The sequence below is a fragment of the Actinomadura sp. CNU-125 genome, assembly GCF_001942465.1.
In the GTDB taxonomy this organism is placed as follows: Bacteria; Actinomycetota; Actinomycetes; order Streptosporangiales; family Streptosporangiaceae; genus Spirillospora.
The window spans coordinates 1-17,698 of the sequence record NZ_MKJY01000086.1; the positions used below are offsets into that span (position 1 = coordinate 1).

Consider the following 17,698-nt stretch of genomic DNA (forward strand, 5'->3'; position numbering starts at 1 on the left):
GGACGCGGCGCGGGGCTCGGCCGCGGACGCGGCGCGGGCCGCGCTTCGGCGGGGCGGGCTCAGTCCTCCTGCGGAGCTGAGAAGACGTCGTCGCGGGCCTGTTCCAGGGCGCGTGCAGGGCGCCGCGCAGCACCGGATCGCCCTCGACCTCGGTCACCGCGACGCGGGGACGGGTCGGGCTGAGCCGGCCCACGGCCCGCTCGATCCGCGCGGCCAGCGGCGCGCCGCCCGCGAGCCCGAGATGCCCGGACAGCACCACCAGGCCGGGGTCGAGCACGATGTTGACCGACGTGACGCCGTAGGAGATGCGGACGGCCAGCTCGTCCAGGAACGCCCCGCCGCGCTCCTCGTCGGCGACGGCCGCGCGCACGCACTCCACGGCGGTCGGCTCGGTGATGCCGTGCTCGTGCGCGAGTTCCCGGACGGCGTCCGCGCCGACGAGCGAGCCGTAGCCGCCGGCGAGCGCCGGGATGCCCCAGGCCCGCGACTCGGTGACCCCCTCGTCCCGCCGGCGGCGGGCCGCGCCGAGCGGCAGCGGCGCGCCCGGGACCGGCAGGTAGCCGATCTCGCCCGCGCCGCCGGAGCGGCCGCGGTGCAGCCGCCCGCCCAGCATCACCGACAGGCCGATGCCGCGGTCGAACCACATGAGCGCGAAGTCGTCGGCGTCGCGGGCGGCGCCGTAGGCGCGCTCGGCGATCGCGACGAGGTTGACGTCGTTCTCGATCGTGACCGGGCGGCGCAGGTCGGTGCGCAGCGCGTCCAGGACGCCCTCGTGCCAGGACGGCAGGTCGAACGCGAACTGGACGTCGCCGGAGCCGGGGTCGACGACGCCGGGGGTGCCGATGACGAACGCCTTCAGCCGTCCGACCGCCACCTTCGCCGACCGGCACGCCTTCACCACTGCACTATGTACCATTTTGACCGGATCGTCCGCTCCGTTCGGATCGACGGTAACCTGGGCCACGATCCGGCCGGTGATGTCGGCGACGCCCGCGGTGACCCCCGCCGGTCCCACTTCGAGGCCCGCGACATAGGCGCTCGACGGCACCACGGCGTACAGGGCGGCGTTCGGGCCGCGCCCCCCGGCCTGCTCCCCGACCACCGCCACCAGTCCCCGCTCCTCGAGCCTGGACAGCAGTTGGGAGGCGGTGACCTTCGACAACCCGGTGTGCTCGCCGATCTGCGCACGGGTCAGCGGCCCCTGCTCCACGAGCAGGTCCAGCGCCGCGCGGTCGTTCAGCTCCCGCAGCAGCCGCGGCGTTCCCGGGCGTCTGGCCATGCTTGGCACCCCTCGATGTCTCAATCCGCTAACGGGCGGTTTTGTTTAGGAAAGTTTCTTGTTAGTTTACGCCCAAGCGCCGACCGGCCCCTACCCGGGACCGGTGGACGCGCGCAGAGCGCCGAGCGGCGAGCAGGGCGCCCGCGAACCATGCGACTGCGAGGGGGGCATGACCGGACCTTAAAGGGTCCGGGTGCCCCGCTCACACCGCAGGCCACAAGGCCGCGCGAGGCGATGCCGGAAAGGAACCCCCCAGTGAAGTACATCAAGATGGCGGCCACGGCGGCCGCGATCGTCCTGGCCGCGTCGGCCTGCGGCGGCGACGGCGACGACGGCGGGAGCGAGAAGGTCCCGGCCGAGCTCGAAGTCTGGATGATGGGCGAGGGCACGCCCGAGCAGACCAAGTTCCTCGACACCGTCGAGGCCGACTTCAAGAAGGTCCACCCCGAGACCGACGTCAAGATCAAGTACGTTCCGTGGCCCCAGGTGGCCACGCAGTTCCAGAAGGCGGCCGCGAGCGGCGAGGGCCCGGACGTCACCGAGCTCGGCAACACCGACGTCCAGTCCCACATCGAGCAGGGCAACCTCGCCGACATCAGCGACCTGTTCGGCGACTGGGCCGACGGCAAGACCCTGAACAAGACCGCGCTGGAGAACGACCAGGCGGACGGCAAGACGTACGCGGTGCCGTGGTACGGCGGCGTCCGGGGCGTCTGGTACCGCCAGGACTGGTTCAAGGAACTCGACATCGCCACGCCCAAGAACTGGGCCGACCTGACCGCCGCCGCCAAGAAGATCGAGGACGAGAAGGACGTCCCCGGCATCGGCGTCGCGAGCGACCACACGAACGCGATCATCAGCTTCATCTGGGGCAACGGCGGCGAGGTCGCGGTCAAGGAGGGCGAGAAGTGGACCGGCAGGCTCGACCAGCCCCAGGCGGTCGAGGCGGCCGGGTACTACGCGGGCCTCGACGACTCCGGTAAGTACGTCGGCAAGAACGAGCTGGAGGGCCCGCAGCGCGACTTCGCCCTCGGCAAGCTCGGCATGTACTTCGACGGCAGCTGGGCGCTGAAGCAGCTGAAGGAGATCTCGCCCGACGACGCCGACAAGTGGGCCGTCTTCCCGATCCCGGGCAAGAACGGCGGAAACGCCCCGGTCATGGCGGGCGGCTCGGACGTCGCCGTCTGGCGCGACACCGCGAACAAGACGGTCTCCTTCGACTACATCAAGGTCCTGAACAACGCGAAGCACGCCAAGGCGTGGGCCGACTACAGCGGCTTCTCGTCCATGCGCTCGGACGTGTCGTTCTCCGACCCCAAGCTCGCGATCTTCACCGACATCGCCAAGAACACCAAGTTCCCGCCGATGACCGCCGGCTGGGCCGAGTTCGAGCAGGCCAAGAAGGTGCTGCCGAACACGCTGAAGGCGATCATGCAGGGCGGCGACGCCGCGGCCGAGATGAAGAAGGCCAACGAGCAGGCGAACACGCTGCTCAACCCGTGACACCGGGTCCCTGCCCGCCGCGCGCACGACGCGCGCGCGGCGGGGGCCGCACCCCGGACGCGTCCGGTCCGGACGCTCCCCGCCGCTCCCACCGGACAAGACACGGCCGCCCGTCCCTCCTGAACGGAACCGCCCATGCTCGACACCGCTCCCGCGGTGCGCAAACCGCCCGGCCGCAGATCCGCCGGTCGCTCGCGCCCGCGCCGCCGGCCCCGCTTCGGGCCGTATCTGCTGATCGCGCCCACCGTGGTCGTGATCGCCGTGCTGATGTTCTGGCCCATGATCCAGATCGGGATCATGTCGTTCCAGAAGGTCGGCACCCGCCAGCTGCGCGGCGAGCCGGCCGAATCGGTCGGGCTCGAGAACTTCAAAGACATCCTCGGAGACCCGTTCTTCTGGACGACCTTCAAGCACACGGTGCTGTTCGCCGTCGTGGCGGTGTCGCTGACCATGGTGATCGGCACCCTGGTGGGGCTGCTGCTCAACAAGCTCGGCAAGAGGATGTCGAACCTGGTCGCCGGGGGCGTGATGGTCGCCTGGGCGACCCCGCCGATCACCGCGGCGATCATCTTCACCTGGCTGTTCGGGACGACCGGCGGGCTGGTGAACTGGACGCTGGACCTGCTCCCCGACTTCCTGGTCGGCGGCGACTGGCTCGGCTACAACTGGTTCTCCAAGCCGCTGCCCACCTACACCGTCCTCACCATCTGCGTGGTCTGGCAGGCGTGCCCGTTCGTGGCCGTGTCCGTGCTCGCCGGGCTCAAGAGCGTCCCGAGCGAGCTGTACGAGGCCGCGCGCGTCGACGGCTCCGGCCCGTGGCGGACGTTCTGGAGCATCACCTACCCGATCCTCAAGCCGATCTTCCTGGTCGTGCTGGTCATGTCGATCATCTGGGACTTCAAGGTGTTCACCCAGCTGTTCATCATGGCCGGGATGGCCAACCGGGACGCCTTCAACCTCTCGCTGTACGCGTACTCGGAGGCGTTCGGCTCGATGAATCCGAAGCTCGGCGACGGCTCGGCGATCGCGCTGGTGCTCACGCTGATCCTGCTCATCGTCACGGCCCTGTACGTGCGGGTCATGGTGCGTCAGGGGGAGACACGATGACCGCGCCGCTCAAGGCACCGGCCGTCCTGCGCAAGGGCGGGCCCGCGGGGGCGTCCGCGCGCACGGGACGGTCCGGCCGCAAGAAGCTGCTCTCGAAGATCACCTGGAACTCCATCGGCGTGGTGGTGTTCGTGCTGGCGATCTTCCCGGTGTTCTGGATGGCGTCCACCGCCTTCAAGCCGAACGAGGAGATCTTCAGCTCGACGCCCAAGCCGCTGCCGACCGACCCGACGCTGGAACACTTCGACGTCATCGTCAACGGCTCCGTCGCCGAGGTCTCCTTCTGGAAGTACTTCGGCAACAGCGCGCTCCTCGCGCTCGGCACCGTCCTGGTCTCGGGGCTGCTGGCGCTGCTGGCGGCGACCGCCGTCGCGCGGTTCCGCTTCCGGTTCCGCACGACCTTCCTGGTGATGCTGCTGATCGTCCAGATGGTCCCGCTGGAGGCCCTGGTCATCCCGCTGTTCCTGGACCTCAAGCAGCTCAACATGCTCAACAGCATGTGGGGCCTGCTCGTCGTCTACATCGGCTTCGCGGTGCCGTTCGCGATCTGGATGCTGCGCGGGTTCGTCGCGGCGGTGCCGCGCGAACTGGAGGAGGCCGCGGCCATCGACGGCGCCGGCCCGATCCGGACGTTCTTCCGGGTGATGCTCCCGCTCGTCGCGCCCGGCCTGGTCGCGACCAGCATCTTCTCGTTCATCACCGCGTGGAACGAGTTCATCTTCGCCTTCACTTTCCTGGACGACCAGGACAAGTACACCCTGCCGATCATGCTGCAGTTCTTCTTCGGCCGCAGTGGCAACTCCTGGGGGCCCATCATGGCGGCGTCGACGCTGCTCACGATTCCCGTCATCATCTTCTTCCTGATCGTCCAGCGCCGCATGGTGACCGGGCTGACCGCCGGGGCGGTGAAGGGGTGACGACCGACGACATCGCCACCACCGGGGAGATCACCCGCCTCGCCCGCGCGGCGCTCTCGCCGTCCTTCCCCGGGGCCACCGCGCCGGGCTGGCTGCTGGACGAACTGGAGCGCGGGCTCGGCGGCGTCACCCTGTTCGCCCTCACCGGCAACGTGCCGAGCCCCGAGTCGCTGGCCGCGCTCACCGCGCGGATGCGCGGCGCGGGCGCCCCGCTGGTCAGCATCGACGAGGAGGGCGGCGACGTCACCCGGCTCGGCGGGCACGCCACCGGCAGCCCCTACCCGGGCAACGCCGCGCTCGGCGCCGTCGACGATCCGGAGCTGACCGCCGGATCTTCCGGTCGATGGGCGCCGAGCTGGCCGAGGTCGGCGTCAACCTCAACTTCGCGCCGTCGGTGGACGTCAACACCGCCGACGACAACCCGGTGATCGGCACCCGCTCGTTCGGCTCCGACGCCGCGCTCGTCGCGCGACACGCCGCCGCGGCCGTTACCGGGACGCAGGAGGCGGGCGTTGCCGCGTGCGCCAAGCACTTCCCGGGGCACGGCGCGACCGTCGTCGACTCCCACCTGACGGTCCCGCTGGTGGACGCCGACCTGGAGCTGCTGGACCGCCGCGAGCTGGTCCCGTTCCGGGCCGCGATCGACGCCGGCGCCCGCGCGGTGATGACCGGGCACCTCAACGTGCCGCCGATCACCGAGGGGCTGCCCGCCACGCTGTCCCCCGCCGCGATCACCGGGCTGCTGCGCGAGCGGCTCGGCTACCCGGGCGCATCGTGACCGACGCGCTCGACATGCGCGGCGCCAGCGGCGCGATCGGCATCCCCGAGGCGTCCGTCCGGGCCCTCATCGCGGGCGCCGACCTGCTGTGCCTCGGCCCGAACGAGCACGCCGACACGCTCCGCGCGACGCTCGCGGCCGTCGAGGCGGCGGTGCGGGACGGGCGGCTGTCGCCGCACCGGCTGCGGGACGCCGCCGACCGCACCGTCGCGCTCCGCCGGTGGCTGTCCGGCGAGACCCCCGCGACGCCCGACCGGGACGCCGGGCTCGAAGGCGCGCGCCGCGCGGTGCGGGTGACGGGAGCGCTCCCAGGCTGGGCCGGGACTCCGCCGCTGGTCGTCGAGGTCGAGTCGTCCGGCAACATCGCGGTCGGCCCGACGCCCTGGGGCCTGCACCCGTGGGCGCCCGACGCCGTCCGGGCGGCCGGGACGGACGGCGACGCCGACCGCGTCCTGGACCGTGCCAAGGGCCGCGGGCTCGTCGTCGTCCTGCGGGACGCGCACCGGCATCCGGCCCAGCGGTCGCTGACCACCGCGCTGCTGACGGCCCGCCCCGACACCGTCGTCGTCGAGATGGGGTTGCCGGTCTGGCGGCCGGGTTCGGCCGTCTACCTGGCCACCTACGGCGCCGCCGCCGCCAACGCGCAGGCGGCCGCCGAGCTGCTCGGGCTCGTCCCCGCACCGGACGCGACGGCCTGACCACCGCCCCCGCGGGCCGGATTCGGCTCGCGGGGCCTCCTGCCCGTGGTGCGTCCGCCGGACAACGGCCCGGTTCCGGCGGGCGCACCACGCTCCATTTCCGCATCGGTCACCCGCGAACGCCCGACCAGTCCGAGTGACAAGGGATAATACGACCATGCGATTGTCCGCCCGGGTCGACTACGCGTTGCGTGCCGCCGCGGAGCTGGCGGTGGCCGGGAGTCATCCCGTGACCGCGGTCCAGCTCGCCGAGGCCCAGCAGATCCCGCCCAAGTTCCTCGAGAACATCCTCGGCCAGCTTCGCCGCTCCGGCCTCGTCCGAAGCCAGCGCGGCCCCGAGGGCGGCTACTGGCTGGCCCGGCCCGCCGAGCAGATCGCCCTGGCCGACATCATCCGGGCGATCGACGGCCCGCTGCTGGGCGTGCGCGGCGAGCGGCCCGAGCACGTCGGCTACGAAGGGCCCGCGCGTTCCCTCCAGGAGGTGTGGATCGCGCTGCGCGCCAGCGAGCGCGCCATCCTCGAACGGGTGACCCTCGCGCACATCGCCGAGGGGAAGCTGCCCGACCCCGTCCGCGCCCTCACCGAGGACCCGTCGGCGTGGGAGAGCGGATCGCTGATCTAAGGGGTTCGAGCTGTCGGCCGGTCAAGTGCTCATGAGTGTCCATGGACGGTCAGGAGTGTCCGTGTACGGGCTCCTGCTCACGTGCCGTGGCGGGCGACTCGAGCAGGGCCACCGGGTGCGGCCTTTGGCTAGCGATGAGGTCCCGGAACAGTTCGCGGGACGGCGTGTCGATTGCACGTTCGAGCGCCGTCACTTAAAGTATTGGTCATGTCGCGTGCCGCTGTCGATTGTGGGGTGGCCGCCGAGACGCCCACCGGCCACGGCACGCCCGGACGCGACGAGCAGGCCCGCCCCGGCGAGCAGCACCGGAGCAGGGGAGCCGAGAACGGGTTGCGTGCGCTCACGCCGCCGTTCGTGGCGGCGGGCCCGTCAGGGGTATCGATCAGTACCCGCCTCAAGCGCCTCACCCCCGAGGGTGAGGTGTCGATCCGGTTGCCCACCCCGCTGACGGATTTGGCGAACGCGGCGCACGGCCGGTACGTCCTGTCCGCCCGCGCCACCTTCCCCCACCGGGGCACCGAGTGGGCGGACCGTGTGGAGGCGGACCGAGCGGTGGCCTACCGCATCCACCACGTTGTTGACCGTGGCCGCTGGTACCTCACCGCGTCCTGGCAACGCCGCCCCGCCCCTGCACTTCCCTTGGAGGCGGCCCGGGCCGGGGGGATCGTTGGTGTCGACACCGACAAGACGCGAGAGAAGCACGGCCGCCGCAAGCGGTTCCGGCAGCTGATCTCCGGCTTGCCCACCGGCAGGCTCCAAGCCCGGCTGACCTCGATGGCCGCGGAGCAGGGCTTGGCGATCGTGGTTGTTGATCCGGCGTACACGTCTCGCTGGGGTGCGCAGCATTGGCAGCAGCCGATGCGCACCCCTGACCGTGAGGTTTCCCGGCACGACGCGGCGAGCATCGCGGTCGGGCGACGCGCCCTGGGGCACCCGATCCGGCGACGGACGGCACCGCCCCCTGCCCACCGGAGCGATGAGCAGGGGCATCGGACCGTCCAGACCGAACCGGAAACCCCGGGACGTGAGGAAACCCGCCACCCCGGCCCGGAACCTGCACACGATGCACGCCCCCGGACGGGACAAAGAACGCGAGCGACCAGCGCATCCAACACCGTTCGGGACGCGCGCAGAACCAGGACCAGGGTCCAAGACCCACTCCTGAACACTGTTTGGGAACGGTGACGTGCCGGAGGGGGACGTCGTCCGGCTCGCGGCCCGGCGGCTGCACGAGGCGCTCGCCGGGCGCCCGCTGACGCGCTCGGACTTCCGCGTCCCCCGCCTCGCCACGGTCGACCTGCGGGGCCGGACCGTCCTGGAGGTCGTGTCGCGCGGCAAGCACCTGCTCATCCGGGTGGAGGGCGGCGTGACCGTCCACACGCACCTGCTGATGGAGGGACGCTGGCAGGTGCGGCGCGCGGGCCCGGTCCCCCGCGACCACCGGGTGCGGCTCGTGCTCGGCAACGCCGAATGGCAGGCCGTCGGCAGCTCGCTCGGCCTGGTGGAACTGCTGCGCACCGCCGAGGAGGACGGCGCCGTCGGGCACCTCGGGCCGGACCTGCTCGACCTCGCGTGGGGTCCCGAACTCGCCGCCGAGGCCGTCGCGCGGCTCACCGCGCAACCCGGCCGGGCCGTCGGCGAGGCGCTCCTGGACCAGACGCGGACGGCCGGCATCGGCAACGTCTACAAGGCCGAGGTCCTGTTCCTGCGCGGTGTGAACCCTTGGACGCCCGTCCGGGACGTTCCCGACATGCCCGGCCTGGTCGACCTCGCCCACCGGCTGCTGGACGCCAACAAGGACCGCCACGGCCACATCACGACCGGCGACCGTCGCCGCGGCCACGAGCACTGGGTCTACGGCCGCGCCGGGCGCCCCTGCCGCCGCTGCGGCACCCCGATCCGCCGAGCCGGACAAGCATCCGACGTCGGCGAACGCGTCACCTTCTGGTGCCCCCACTGCCAACCCTGACCCACGCGCTCTCCGGATAGACGATCCCGCCCCCCAATCCGGCGGCCGCTGTCGGCGCGACCGTCCGCCGACCACGCTCCCGATGCCCGGCGCACACCGACCCACTCGATCTCCGACAGGCGAAGCCCCAACCAGCCCGGGGGTCGCTGTCGGCGCGACCGTCCGCCGGACGCAGCCCCGACCTCGACGAACGCGTCGCGTCGTGGAGTCCGCGCGTCGGCCGCGGCCGTCGGTCCGGGGTCGGCGCCCGCCCGGCTCGCCCGGGATACCGGGCGGGTCGCCGCTTCGTGCGGGTCGCCGGATCCTGCGCCCGCGATCACCATCATCGAACCGGCATACACCCAAGTCAATTCTCGGGTTTTCTTAACCAAACCAAAGGTCTAGCTTGGAGCACGTGACTCTGGACGATCTGCGCGTCTTCGTCGCCGTCTGCGAGGCGGGCAACCTGAGCGCCGTGGCGCGCGACCTTTCGTGCAGCCAGTCGGCGGTGAGCCAGCACGTCAAACGGCTGGAGCGGGAGACCGGGCTGGTGCTGCTGGAACGGCGGCCGCGCGGGGTCGTGCCCACCCGCGCCGGACGCGTCCTGCGGCGGGCCGCCGCCGACGGCCTGTCCGGCCTCGACGCGGCCTTGCGCCTGCTGGACGATCTGCGGCGCGGCGTCGGCGGGACGGTGCGGGTCGCGACGGGCGCCACGACCGTGCGGCACTTCATGGCCGGGGGCGTCGTGGCGTTCCGCGAGCGGCATCCCGAGGTCGCCCTGCAGTTCGAGACCGCGGGGTCGAGCCGCCGGTGCCTGGAGGCCGTCCGCTCGCACGCCGCCGACCTCGCGTGGGTGACGGTCGGGCCGCCGGTCGACGGCGTCGAGCAGCGGGCGTCGTGCGAACTGCCGTGGGTGCTGGCCGTCCGCACCGGCGACCCGCTCGCCGCCCGGACGTCCATCGCGCTCGCCGACCTCGCGGAGATCCGGCACATCGAACTGCCCGAGCACTCCACGTCCCGGGTCCATCTGGAGATGCGCCTGGAACGTCACGGGCTGCGGCTGGCGTCCACGGCGAGCGTCGCCGACTGGGACACCGCGCTGCTGCTCGCCGAGCTCGGCCTCGGTCACGCGATCCTGCCCGCGCTCCCCGGCTGGGGCGACGGGTCCGGGGACGTCCGGCTGATCCCGATTCCGGAGCTGCCGCCGCTGACGGCGGGGTGGGCGGCGCGGAGCTGGGACGCGCTGAGCCCGCTCGCCGTCGAGTTCGCCGAGACCGTGGTCGACCGGCTCAGCGCTCGGTGAGCTTCCCGTTCTCCAGGACCACCCGCACCTGCGGTTCGCTCTTGGGACAGTCGGGGCCCGCCGGGTACGTCGCCTCCGGCGTCACCCGCAGCCGCGCGCCGACCACCCCGTCGCCGTCGGCGTCCGCGAAGTCGATCATGATCTCGACCGGTTCCTCCGGGAGTTCCCGGAGCTTCGCGAACGCGGTCTTGCCGCCGTCCGGCGACGCGGAGGCACCGCACACGGCGTCGGGCTCGTCGCCCTCGCAGGGCAGCGGGACGCTCGTACTGGACGGCCTGAACTCCAGCTTCGCCTTATCGCAGTAACCGTCCCAGCACACCCGCAGTGCGGCCGACCCGATCTGGGCGGCGTCCGGAGGCCGCACGTCCACGCGGATCCCCGGCAACGAGCCCATCAGCGCGCAGGCCTCCACCGTGCCGCAGTGGGCACCCGTCACCAGAACCGTGACGCCCGCCGCGAGGGCGCCGATGGCGCCGGTCGTCCGCATCCCCATTCTCCATCATCACCATGAAACGCCCGGGCGCAAGGCGGATCCGACGGTACGGACGGCGAAGCCCCGGTCCGTGCGGACCGGGGCTTCGCCGTTCTGGGGTCGGCCCGCGACGAGCGGGCTCGAAGGGTCAGGTCTGGGCCTGGAACATCCAGTGCTGCTTCTCGAGACCGTGCGTGATGCCGATGAGCAGGTCCTGGGTGACCGGGTCGGGCTCGTCGGTGTCGGTGATGCGCTTCCGGAAGCGGCCGATGATCTGGGCGAGGACGTCGGTGACCGCGCTGACGACCTTGTCGTCGGCGAGGTAACCCGCTTCGAGTTGGGGAAGCTCGGTGCGGTCGGCGACCGTGCGGGCGCGGCCGTCGGGGTTCACGCCGATCGCCACGGCGCGCTCGGCGACGTCGTCCTGGCTCTGCCGGGCGAGGTCGACGACCTCGTCCAGGTGCTCGTGCACGACCTTGAAGTTGCGACCGGTCAGGTTCCAGTGCGCCTGCTTGGCGACCAGCGCCAGATCGATGAGGTCGACGAGGGCGCCCTGCAATGCGTTCCCCGCGACCTTCTGCGCCGTCTCGTTAAGCGGGCTCTTGACCGCCGCCATTGTGGGCTCCTTCCGCGTCGTTACGGTTATCCGTTACAACCGGGAAGGATCCCCCGCTATGCCGGGCCCAACCGTGAGGCCGCGCACACCCGCGGCCGGTTCGGCCGGTGGGCCGGCCGGGGCTGCCGCGCCCCGGCAGGGGCGATCGCCCGCCGACCCGTGAGGGCCGCCGGGCAGGCGGATGCGGGGACGCCCCCGCCCGCCGGTCAGGCGGCGACCATGTCGGCGCGCAGTTCGCCGGTGATCCCCTCCGGGGTCTCCGGAATGCTCTCTGCGGGGATGCGCTCGTGCTCGGGCGCACCCGCCATGACGGGCTCGTGCTGCAGCTCGGCGAGGGCGAGCTGATCCGCGACGTCCCTCAGGACGTGCGACAGCGGCACTCCCAGGGCCTTGCAGATCGAGGAGAGCAGTTCCGAAGAAGCCTCCTTCTGCCCTCGTTCCACCTCGGAGAGATAACCGAGGGAAACCCGCGCCGCCGCGGACACCTCACGGAGGGTGCGTCCCTGGCGCAGCCGCAGCTGCCGCAGTACGTCACCGAGCAGCTGGCGAAGCAGGACCATCGTCTCGCTCCCTCCCTCAGTTCGGACCATCTGCCACTTCCACCGTACCTGGCTTGACGGTGACCATGGCAGACCGTTGATTTCGTGTTCGCTCGCAACGTAACGCTGTAATCAGCCCGACTCTTCCCGATCATCCCGGACGAACTCGGCCCCGGCGTCCGCGCCGAGTTCGAGCAAAGCACGTCTGAGCTGGTCAAGCGCGTGAACGACGGTCATCCGGCGGATGACGTCGCGGGTCTCGGGACCGGCGCCCGGCACGGGGAGTTTCGGGCATGTCACGATGCGCATATTTCCGGGTCCGGCCACGCCGATATAGACCGTTCCCACGGGACGGCCGTCCTGGGGCTCCGGCCCGGCGACGCCGGTGACCGCGATCCCGTACGTGGCGCCGAGCCGGTCGCGGACGCCCGCCGCCATCGCCGCCGCCACGTCCGGGTGGACGGCGCCGTGCTCGGCGAGCAGGTCGCCCGGGACGTCCAGCAGGCGGCGCTTCAGGTCCGTGGCGTAGGCGACCACGCCGCCCGCGAACGTCGCCGACGAACCGGGCATCGCGGTCAGCTCGGCGCCGATCAGCCCGCCGGTGAGCGACTCGGCCGCCGCGACGGTCGCGGAACGTTCCGCGAGCAGCCGGTGCACGACGCGGTCGAGCGTCTCGTCCTCCACACCGTAGACGGCCGAGCCGGCAAGTTCGCGGATCCGTTTCTCGACCGCGGCGAGGCGCTCCGCCGCGCCCGTCCCGGCGGCGGTGACGCGGACGCGCACCTCCGCGGGCTGCGGCAGGTACGCGAGCCGGACGCCGTCCATGGCCTCGACCTCGGCGAGCCGCGTCGCCAGCACCGACTCCCAGACGCCCGCCGTGCGCAGGGTACGGCGGGCGACCTCGGGCGGCCCGGCCAGCTCGGGCAGCACCACCTCGTCCATGATCGTGCGCATCTCGAACGGGACGCCCGGCAGCGCGTACACGACGCCGCCGGGCAGTTCGACGCGCAGGCCCGGCGCCGATCCGGCCGAGTTGCGCAGCAGCCCGGCCCCCTCCGGCACGTCCGCCATGCGCAGCGCCATGTCCCGGAGTTCGCGGCCGGCCGCCGCGACCCGCTCCCGCAGCCGCGCCTCCAGGTCCGGGTCGCGGACGAGCGGGACGCCCGCCGCCTCCGCGAGCGCGTCGCGGGTGAGGTCGTCGTAGGTGGGCCCGAGGCCGCCGGTGGTGATGACCGCGTCGGCGCGGCCGAGCGCGGCCGTCACCGCCTCGATGATCACGCCGGTCTCGTCGCCGACGACGACGCTGCGGGTGACCTCCACGCCGTGGTCGGCGAGCCGCCGCCCCAGCCAGGCGGCGTTGCCGTTGATCGTGTCGCCGAGGAGCAGTTCGTCCCCGACCGTGAGCAGCTCGACGCGCATCCCGTCCCCTCCCGATCAGGTCCCCGAATCTACCTCCGGCCACCGACGGCGGGACGCCGGACGGACGCCGGACGGACGCCGGACGGACGCCGGACGGACGCCGGACGGACGCCGGACGGACGCCCGCACCGGCGAATCGGGACGAAGTTCACGATTCGCCCGGAAGTCGTCCTCCGGCCGCGCGGTCGCTTATTCCTCGCCGAAGAAAACCATCCGGTGCACATAGCGTTCACCCGCTCGTCATACGTGCACGTCATGCGCGACTTGGAGCGCGCCCGGACGGCATATCGGCAGGCCCGCCCGGGACGTCTCGTCCCACATTAGGTAGAAGTGAGCGTCATATTGTGAGTCAAAACTCATCCGCGCGATTCGCGTAGCACCCCTAATCGCAGGGATAATTGTTCATGCGGGGCACCGCGAACGGGGCCGCGGGACCACGACCGGGGTGGGCGTGGTCCCGCGGCCCGCTCCGTTCCGACGGGCGCCGCCGCCGCTGCTCGCCTCGTCCGTCCCGATGGATCCGGTACCGGACGAGTCAGTGCCGGGCGTGTCCGCGCTTGACGAGCCCGCGCAGCACGATGCCGCAGGTGCGGGCGTAGAGCCGCTGGAACACCGGCGCGAACGGGCCCGCGAGCCGTGCGACCGCCGTCGTGGGTCGGCTGAACGAGGTGATGGTCAGCCACACCGCGCCCGTGCCGTCGATGTCCACGACGAACGACTCCTCGCCCGCCATCGCGTGCCCCGGCAGCGTCCCGTAGCCGAAGCCGGCGCGCCGCTCGTCCTCGGTCGCTCCACACCACCCGCACGCGCCCGCAGCCGCAGCGGCCCGACCCCCGACGGCGACCTCCACGTCCGCCCCCCGGCTCGCGCGCGGCGCGACGCGCGCACCCGGGCGGGCAGCGCGCGGTGCATCCGCAGGCCCATGACCGCGTCGGCGGCGGCCCGCAGCGCGTCCGGGCCCTCGCCCACGCGCGTCCGCACCCGCAAGTACCGGTAGCCCTCCGGCCGGACGCCGTCCCGGGTCGCCCCGACCTCGGGGTAAGTGAACGTGTCCGCCGTCACGCGCTCTCCCCCTGCGGCCGGGTGCGGCCGTGGCGGAGGCGCCACGCCTGGGCGATGTAGTCGACGCCGGTGACGAGGGTGACGACCAGGGCGGCCGCCATCGTCGCCCAGCGGATCGGGTCGAGCGGGCCCGGCAGGATGAACAGGCCGATGGCGATGACCTGGAGCATCGTCTTCAGCTTGCCGCCCTTGCTGGCCGGGATGACGCCGTAGCGGATGACGACGAGCCGCAGCAGCGTGATGCCGATCTCGCGGACGATGATCGCGGCGGTCACCCACCACCAGAGTTCGCCGAGGATCGACAGGCTGATCAGCGCGGCGCCGGTCAGCGCCTTGTCGGCGATGGGGTCGGCGATCTTGCCGAAGTCGGTGACGAGGCCGCGGGCGCGCGCGATGTCGCCGTCGATCTTGTCGGTGATCGACGCGACCGCGAACACGGCGAACGCGGCGAGCCGCCAGCCGGTGCCCTCCTGGAACAGCACCCACAAGAACAGCGGGACGAGCGCGATCCTGAGCAGGGTGAGCAGGTTCGCGATGTTGTAGATGCTGGCGGGGGGCGTCTCCCGGTCGTCGGCCACCGGATCGTCCGCGCCCGCCGTCACGGCGCGCCCGCGTCGGCGATCAGGTCGACGCCGTCGCTCCCGACGACGCGGGCGGCGACGATCTCGCCGAGCGCGAGCCCCGCGCCGCGCACCAGGACCGTGCCGTCCACCTCGGGAGCCTGGTGGGCGGCGCGGCCCTCGAAGCCGTCGTCGGTCTTCTCTTCGAGCAGCACCCGGACCTCGGTGCCGATGCGGTCCTCGGCGCGCTGCGCGGTCAGCTCGTCGGCCAGCCCGGTCAGCTCCTCGACGCGCCGCGCGACCTCGTCGGGGTCCACCTTGCCGTCCAGCTTCGCGGCCTCGGTGCCCTCCTCGTCGGAGTAGCCGAACACGCCGACCGCGTCCAGGCGCGCGGCCGACAGGAACTCGGCGAGCTCCTCGAAGTCGTCCTCGGTCTCGCCGGGGAAGCCCACGATGAAGTTGGAGCGGACGCCCGCCTCGGGCGCGTGCGCGCGGATCTGGTCGAGCAGTTCCAGGAAGCGCGCCCGGTCGCCGAACCGGCGCATCGACCGCAGCACCGGGCCGCTGGCGTGCTGGAACGACATGTCGAAGTACGGGGCGACGCCGGGCGTGGCGCAGATCGCCTCGATGAGCCCGGGGCGCGTCTCGGCGGGCTGCAGGTAGCTGACGCGGACGCGCTCGACGCCGTCCACCGCCGCCAGGCCGGGCAGCAGCTTCTCCAGGGCGCGCAGGTCGCCGAGGTCCTTGCCGTAGGAGGTGGAGTTCTCGCTGACCAGGACGAGTTCGCGGACGCCGTGCCCGGCGAGCCACCGGGCCTCCTCCAGGACCTCTTCCGGCGGCCGTGACACGTAGGCGCCGCGGAACGCGGGGATCGCGCAGAACGTGCAGCGGCGGTCGCAGCCGGACGCCAGCTTCAGCGGGGCGACCGGGCCGCCGCCGAGCCGGCGCCGCAGCACACGCGGGCCGGACGCGGGCGCGACGCCGTCCGGCAGGTCGCCCGACCCGCCGTGCCCGGGGATCGCGACGGCGGACGCGGACGAGCCGCGCTCCACCGGGGAGATCGGCAGCAGGGTGCGGCGGTCGCGCGGGGAGTGCGGGGTGTGCGCGCGCCCGGCCAGGACGTCGTCGAGCCGCTCGCCGATGCCGGCGTAGTCGTCGAAGCCGATGACGGCGTCGGCCTCGGGCAGCGCGTCGGCGAGTTCCTTGCCGTACCGCTCGGCCATGCACCCGGCCGCGACGACCTTGGCGCCGGAGTCGTGCGCGGCCAGCAGCGTGTCGATCGAGTCCTTCTTGGCCGCCTCGATGAAGCCGCAGGTGTTGACGACCACGACGTCGGCGCCGTCCGCCCCGTCCGCCAGGTCCCACCCCGAGTCCTCGATGCGGGCGGCGAGCTCCTCGGAATCGACCTCGTTCCGGGCGCAACCGAGCGTGATCAGCGAAACCTTACGGCGAGTGGACATGCCCCCTAAGGTAATGGTCGGCGGCCCCCGTGGGGACCGGCGGGCCGACCGTCATGTCCCGTTCACGCCGCTCGGGGATCGTCGCGGTCGAAACTGAGCCGCTGCACTCCCCCGCCCTCGCCGGGCGCGCCGAGGTCCTTGCCGTTCACGGTCAGGTCGACGCCGCCGCCGACACCGATCACGAGGTCGATCTCCTTGTCGGCGGTCCACCGCTTCTCGTCGCCCTTGCGCATGATGCCGGTGAACAGCGCCTCGCCCTCGCCGTCGCGGACCCGCAGCCACACGGTGCGGTTCGCGGTGGCGCGCACGTCCACCTCCGTGCGCGGCGCGGCGGCGACGGGGTCGCTCTTCTTGGTGGGGGCGTCCGACGGGGACGCGGACGGCGACGCGGCGGGCGTCCCGGCGACGGGCTTGGCGGTGCGCCGCTCGCCGTCCTGGCCGACGACCTGGACGACCGCGTAGACGACCACGAGGGCGAGCGCGAGCGCCATCGCGGCGCTCCAGTTCGGCGGGCGGCGCTCGCGGAACTCGCGGACGGGCTGCTCGGGTTCGAACGCCGAGACGGCCGAGACGGGCTGCGGCGCGCCGCCGTGCGTGGCGTCGAACTCGGCGACGAGCGGTTCGGGGTCGATGCCGATGACCCGGGAGACGCTGCGGATGTGGCCGCGCGCGTAGAAGTTGCCGCCGCAGAGCGCGAAGTCGTCGGCCTCCATGCCGCGGATCACGGTCTCCCGGATCCGCGTCTGGAGACTCACCTGAGTCACCGAGAGACCGGCTCGCTGTCGCTCATTCGCCAGGGTCTCTCCGATGCTCACGCCGAGCCTCCTTCGGGGGCGACTATGACCGATCCCACATTCGTGGGTCCAGTCTAGGAAGGGGCATGCCCGCCGTGCGACTCGCAACGCGTTCGAATGTGGGCAAGATTTCGCATCATTCCGTCATGATCGTCCGCTGTGCGCCGCCGTCCCGCGCGTATCCGCTGATCAACGGCGAGACACCCGTTTCTAGGCGCCGCCGCGGATTTCCGCGAGCACTCCGGGCAGATCGTCCGGTTTGGTGAGGACGTCGCGCGCCTTGGATCCCTCGCTCGGACCGACGATGTCGCGGCTCTCCATGAGGTCCATCAGCCGGCCCGCCTTGGCGAACCCGACGCGCAGCTTGCGCTGCAGCATCGACGTGGACCCGAACTGCGTCGACACGACCAGCTCGATCGCCTGGACGAGCAGGTCCATGTCGTCGCCGATCTCCTCGTCGATCTCCTTCTTCGGCTTGGCGGCGTCGCCGACGTCGTCGCGGTAGGACGCCTCCATCTGCCCCTTGCAGTGGCCGACGACCGTCGTGATCTCCTTCTCGGACACGTAGGCGTTCTGCAGCCGCATGGGCTTGCTCGCGCCCATCGGCAGGAACAGCGCGTC

General features: G+C 72.3%; 16 protein-coding genes and 3 pseudogenes. 8 read left to right on the forward strand and 11 right to left on the reverse strand.

Annotated elements, in window-relative coordinates:
- Window positions 1-59 precede the first annotated feature (59 nt).
- A pseudogene (locus BJF79_RS11445) lies at window positions 60-1,279 on the reverse strand (ROK family protein).
- A gap of 255 nt (window positions 1,280-1,534) precedes the next feature.
- Between BJF79_RS11445 and BJF79_RS11450 the strand changes: the two are divergent.
- From BJF79_RS11450 to BJF79_RS11485, 8 genes and pseudogenes are all read left to right on the forward strand, one after another.
- The gene (locus BJF79_RS11450) at window positions 1,535-2,782 is read left to right on the forward strand and encodes an extracellular solute-binding protein (RefSeq protein WP_075896938.1); all 1,248 of its coding nucleotides are present in this window, start codon (window positions 1,535-1,537) and stop codon (window positions 2,780-2,782) included.
- Window positions 2,783-2,917: 135 nt separating this feature from the next.
- Window positions 2,918-3,889: a carbohydrate ABC transporter permease gene (locus BJF79_RS11455; protein WP_075896940.1), complete on the forward strand. Its 972-nt coding sequence runs from the start codon at window positions 2,918-2,920 to the stop codon at window positions 3,887-3,889.
- Window positions 3,886-4,806: a carbohydrate ABC transporter permease gene (locus tag BJF79_RS11460; RefSeq protein WP_187356986.1), complete on the forward strand. Its 921-nt coding sequence runs from the start codon at window positions 3,886-3,888 to the stop codon at window positions 4,804-4,806. Before BJF79_RS11455 ends, BJF79_RS11460 begins: the two co-directional genes overlap by 4 nt.
- A gap of 11 nt (window positions 4,807-4,817) precedes the next feature.
- Window positions 4,818-6,282, forward strand: a pseudogene (locus BJF79_RS66735) (glycoside hydrolase family 3 protein).
- Window positions 6,283-6,439: 157 nt separating this feature from the next.
- Window positions 6,440-6,904 (forward strand): RrF2 family transcriptional regulator, encoded by a 465-nt coding sequence (locus BJF79_RS11470; RefSeq protein WP_075896942.1) that lies wholly within the window; start codon window positions 6,440-6,442, stop codon window positions 6,902-6,904.
- A 234-nt stretch (window positions 6,905-7,138) separates the two neighbouring features.
- Window positions 7,139-8,089 (forward strand): hypothetical protein, encoded by a 951-nt coding sequence (locus BJF79_RS11475; protein WP_075896944.1) that lies wholly within the window; start codon window positions 7,139-7,141, stop codon window positions 8,087-8,089.
- A 1-nt stretch (window position 8,090) separates the two neighbouring features.
- Window positions 8,091-8,873 (forward strand): DNA-formamidopyrimidine glycosylase family protein, encoded by a 783-nt coding sequence (locus tag BJF79_RS11480; RefSeq protein ID WP_075896946.1) that lies wholly within the window; start codon window positions 8,091-8,093, stop codon window positions 8,871-8,873.
- A gap of 394 nt (window positions 8,874-9,267) precedes the next feature.
- Entirely contained in the window at window positions 9,268-10,155 is an 888-nt protein-coding gene (locus tag BJF79_RS11485; protein ID WP_075896948.1) for a LysR family transcriptional regulator, read from the forward strand.
- Here the strand turns inward: BJF79_RS11485 and BJF79_RS11490 are convergent.
- The 10 genes and pseudogenes from BJF79_RS11490 to BJF79_RS11530 all read right to left on the reverse strand — a co-directional run.
- Window positions 10,142-10,642: a hypothetical protein gene (locus BJF79_RS11490; RefSeq protein ID WP_143219850.1), complete on the reverse strand. Its 501-nt coding sequence runs from the start codon at window positions 10,640-10,642 to the stop codon at window positions 10,142-10,144. The genes BJF79_RS11485 and BJF79_RS11490 overlap by 14 nt on opposite strands.
- A gap of 133 nt (window positions 10,643-10,775) precedes the next feature.
- Window positions 10,776-11,243 carry a Dps family protein gene (locus BJF79_RS11495; protein WP_075896950.1) on the reverse strand — a complete coding sequence of 156 codons (468 nt, stop codon included), beginning with the start codon at window positions 11,241-11,243 and terminating at the stop codon, window positions 10,776-10,778.
- A 206-nt stretch (window positions 11,244-11,449) separates the two neighbouring features.
- Window positions 11,450-11,803: a helix-turn-helix domain-containing protein gene (locus BJF79_RS11500; RefSeq protein ID WP_075896964.1), complete on the reverse strand. Its 354-nt coding sequence runs from the start codon at window positions 11,801-11,803 to the stop codon at window positions 11,450-11,452.
- Window positions 11,804-11,914: 111 nt separating this feature from the next.
- Window positions 11,915-13,201 carry a CinA family nicotinamide mononucleotide deamidase-related protein gene (locus BJF79_RS11505; protein ID WP_075896952.1) on the reverse strand — a complete coding sequence of 429 codons (1,287 nt, stop codon included), beginning with the start codon at window positions 13,199-13,201 and terminating at the stop codon, window positions 11,915-11,917.
- A gap of 535 nt (window positions 13,202-13,736) precedes the next feature.
- Window positions 13,737-14,051, reverse strand: coding sequence for a DUF1990 family protein (locus BJF79_RS59420; RefSeq protein ID WP_410050073.1), 315 nt, complete (start codon window positions 14,049-14,051; stop codon window positions 13,737-13,739).
- A 17-nt stretch (window positions 14,052-14,068) separates the two neighbouring features.
- Window positions 14,069-14,308: pseudogene (locus tag BJF79_RS66740) on the reverse strand (DUF1990 family protein); the annotation flags it as partial.
- On the reverse strand, window positions 14,260-14,841 hold the full coding sequence (gene pgsA / locus BJF79_RS11515) for a CDP-diacylglycerol--glycerol-3-phosphate 3-phosphatidyltransferase (protein ID WP_262401867.1): 582 nt from the start codon (window positions 14,839-14,841) through the stop codon (window positions 14,260-14,262). The gene pgsA and the pseudogene BJF79_RS66740, both read right to left, overlap by 49 nt.
- A gap of 20 nt (window positions 14,842-14,861) precedes the next feature.
- Window positions 14,862-16,283, reverse strand: a complete 1,422-nt coding sequence (gene rimO, locus BJF79_RS11520; protein WP_075896956.1) for a 30S ribosomal protein S12 methylthiotransferase RimO — start codon at window positions 16,281-16,283, stop codon at window positions 14,862-14,864.
- Between the two features lie 62 nt (window positions 16,284-16,345).
- The gene (locus tag BJF79_RS11525) at window positions 16,346-17,098 is read right to left on the reverse strand and encodes a helix-turn-helix domain-containing protein (protein ID WP_075896958.1); all 753 of its coding nucleotides are present in this window, start codon (window positions 17,096-17,098) and stop codon (window positions 16,346-16,348) included.
- Window positions 17,099-17,287: 189 nt separating this feature from the next.
- A partial coding sequence (locus BJF79_RS11530; RefSeq protein ID WP_316043326.1) for a DNA translocase FtsK occupies window positions 17,288-17,698 on the reverse strand: 411 nt, incomplete at its 5' end.

What these genes read in the sequence shown, in the direction of transcription:
- BJF79_RS11455 (WP_075896940.1), top strand. Translation starts at nt 2,918, where the DNA reads ATGCTCGACACCGCTCCCGCGGTGCGCAAACCGCCCGGCCGCAGATCC.
- BJF79_RS11460 (WP_187356986.1), top strand. Translation starts at nt 3,886, where the DNA reads ATGACCGCGCCGCTCAAGGCACCGGCCGTCCTGCGCAAGGGCGGGCCC.
- BJF79_RS11470 (WP_075896942.1), top strand. Translation starts at nt 6,440, where the DNA reads ATGCGATTGTCCGCCCGGGTCGACTACGCGTTGCGTGCCGCCGCGGAG.
- BJF79_RS11490 (WP_143219850.1), bottom strand. Translation starts at nt 10,642, where the DNA reads ATGCGGACGACCGGCGCCATCGGCGCCCTCGCGGCGGGCGTCACGGTT.
- BJF79_RS11495 (WP_075896950.1), bottom strand. Translation starts at nt 11,243, where the DNA reads ATGGCGGCGGTCAAGAGCCCGCTTAACGAGACGGCGCAGAAGGTCGCG.
- BJF79_RS11500 (WP_075896964.1), bottom strand. Translation starts at nt 11,803, where the DNA reads ATGGTCCTGCTTCGCCAGCTGCTCGGTGACGTACTGCGGCAGCTGCGG.
- BJF79_RS11505 (WP_075896952.1), bottom strand. Translation starts at nt 13,201, where the DNA reads ATGCGCGTCGAGCTGCTCACGGTCGGGGACGAACTGCTCCTCGGCGAC.
- rimO (WP_075896956.1), bottom strand. Translation starts at nt 16,283, where the DNA reads ATGTCCACTCGCCGTAAGGTTTCGCTGATCACGCTCGGTTGCGCCCGG.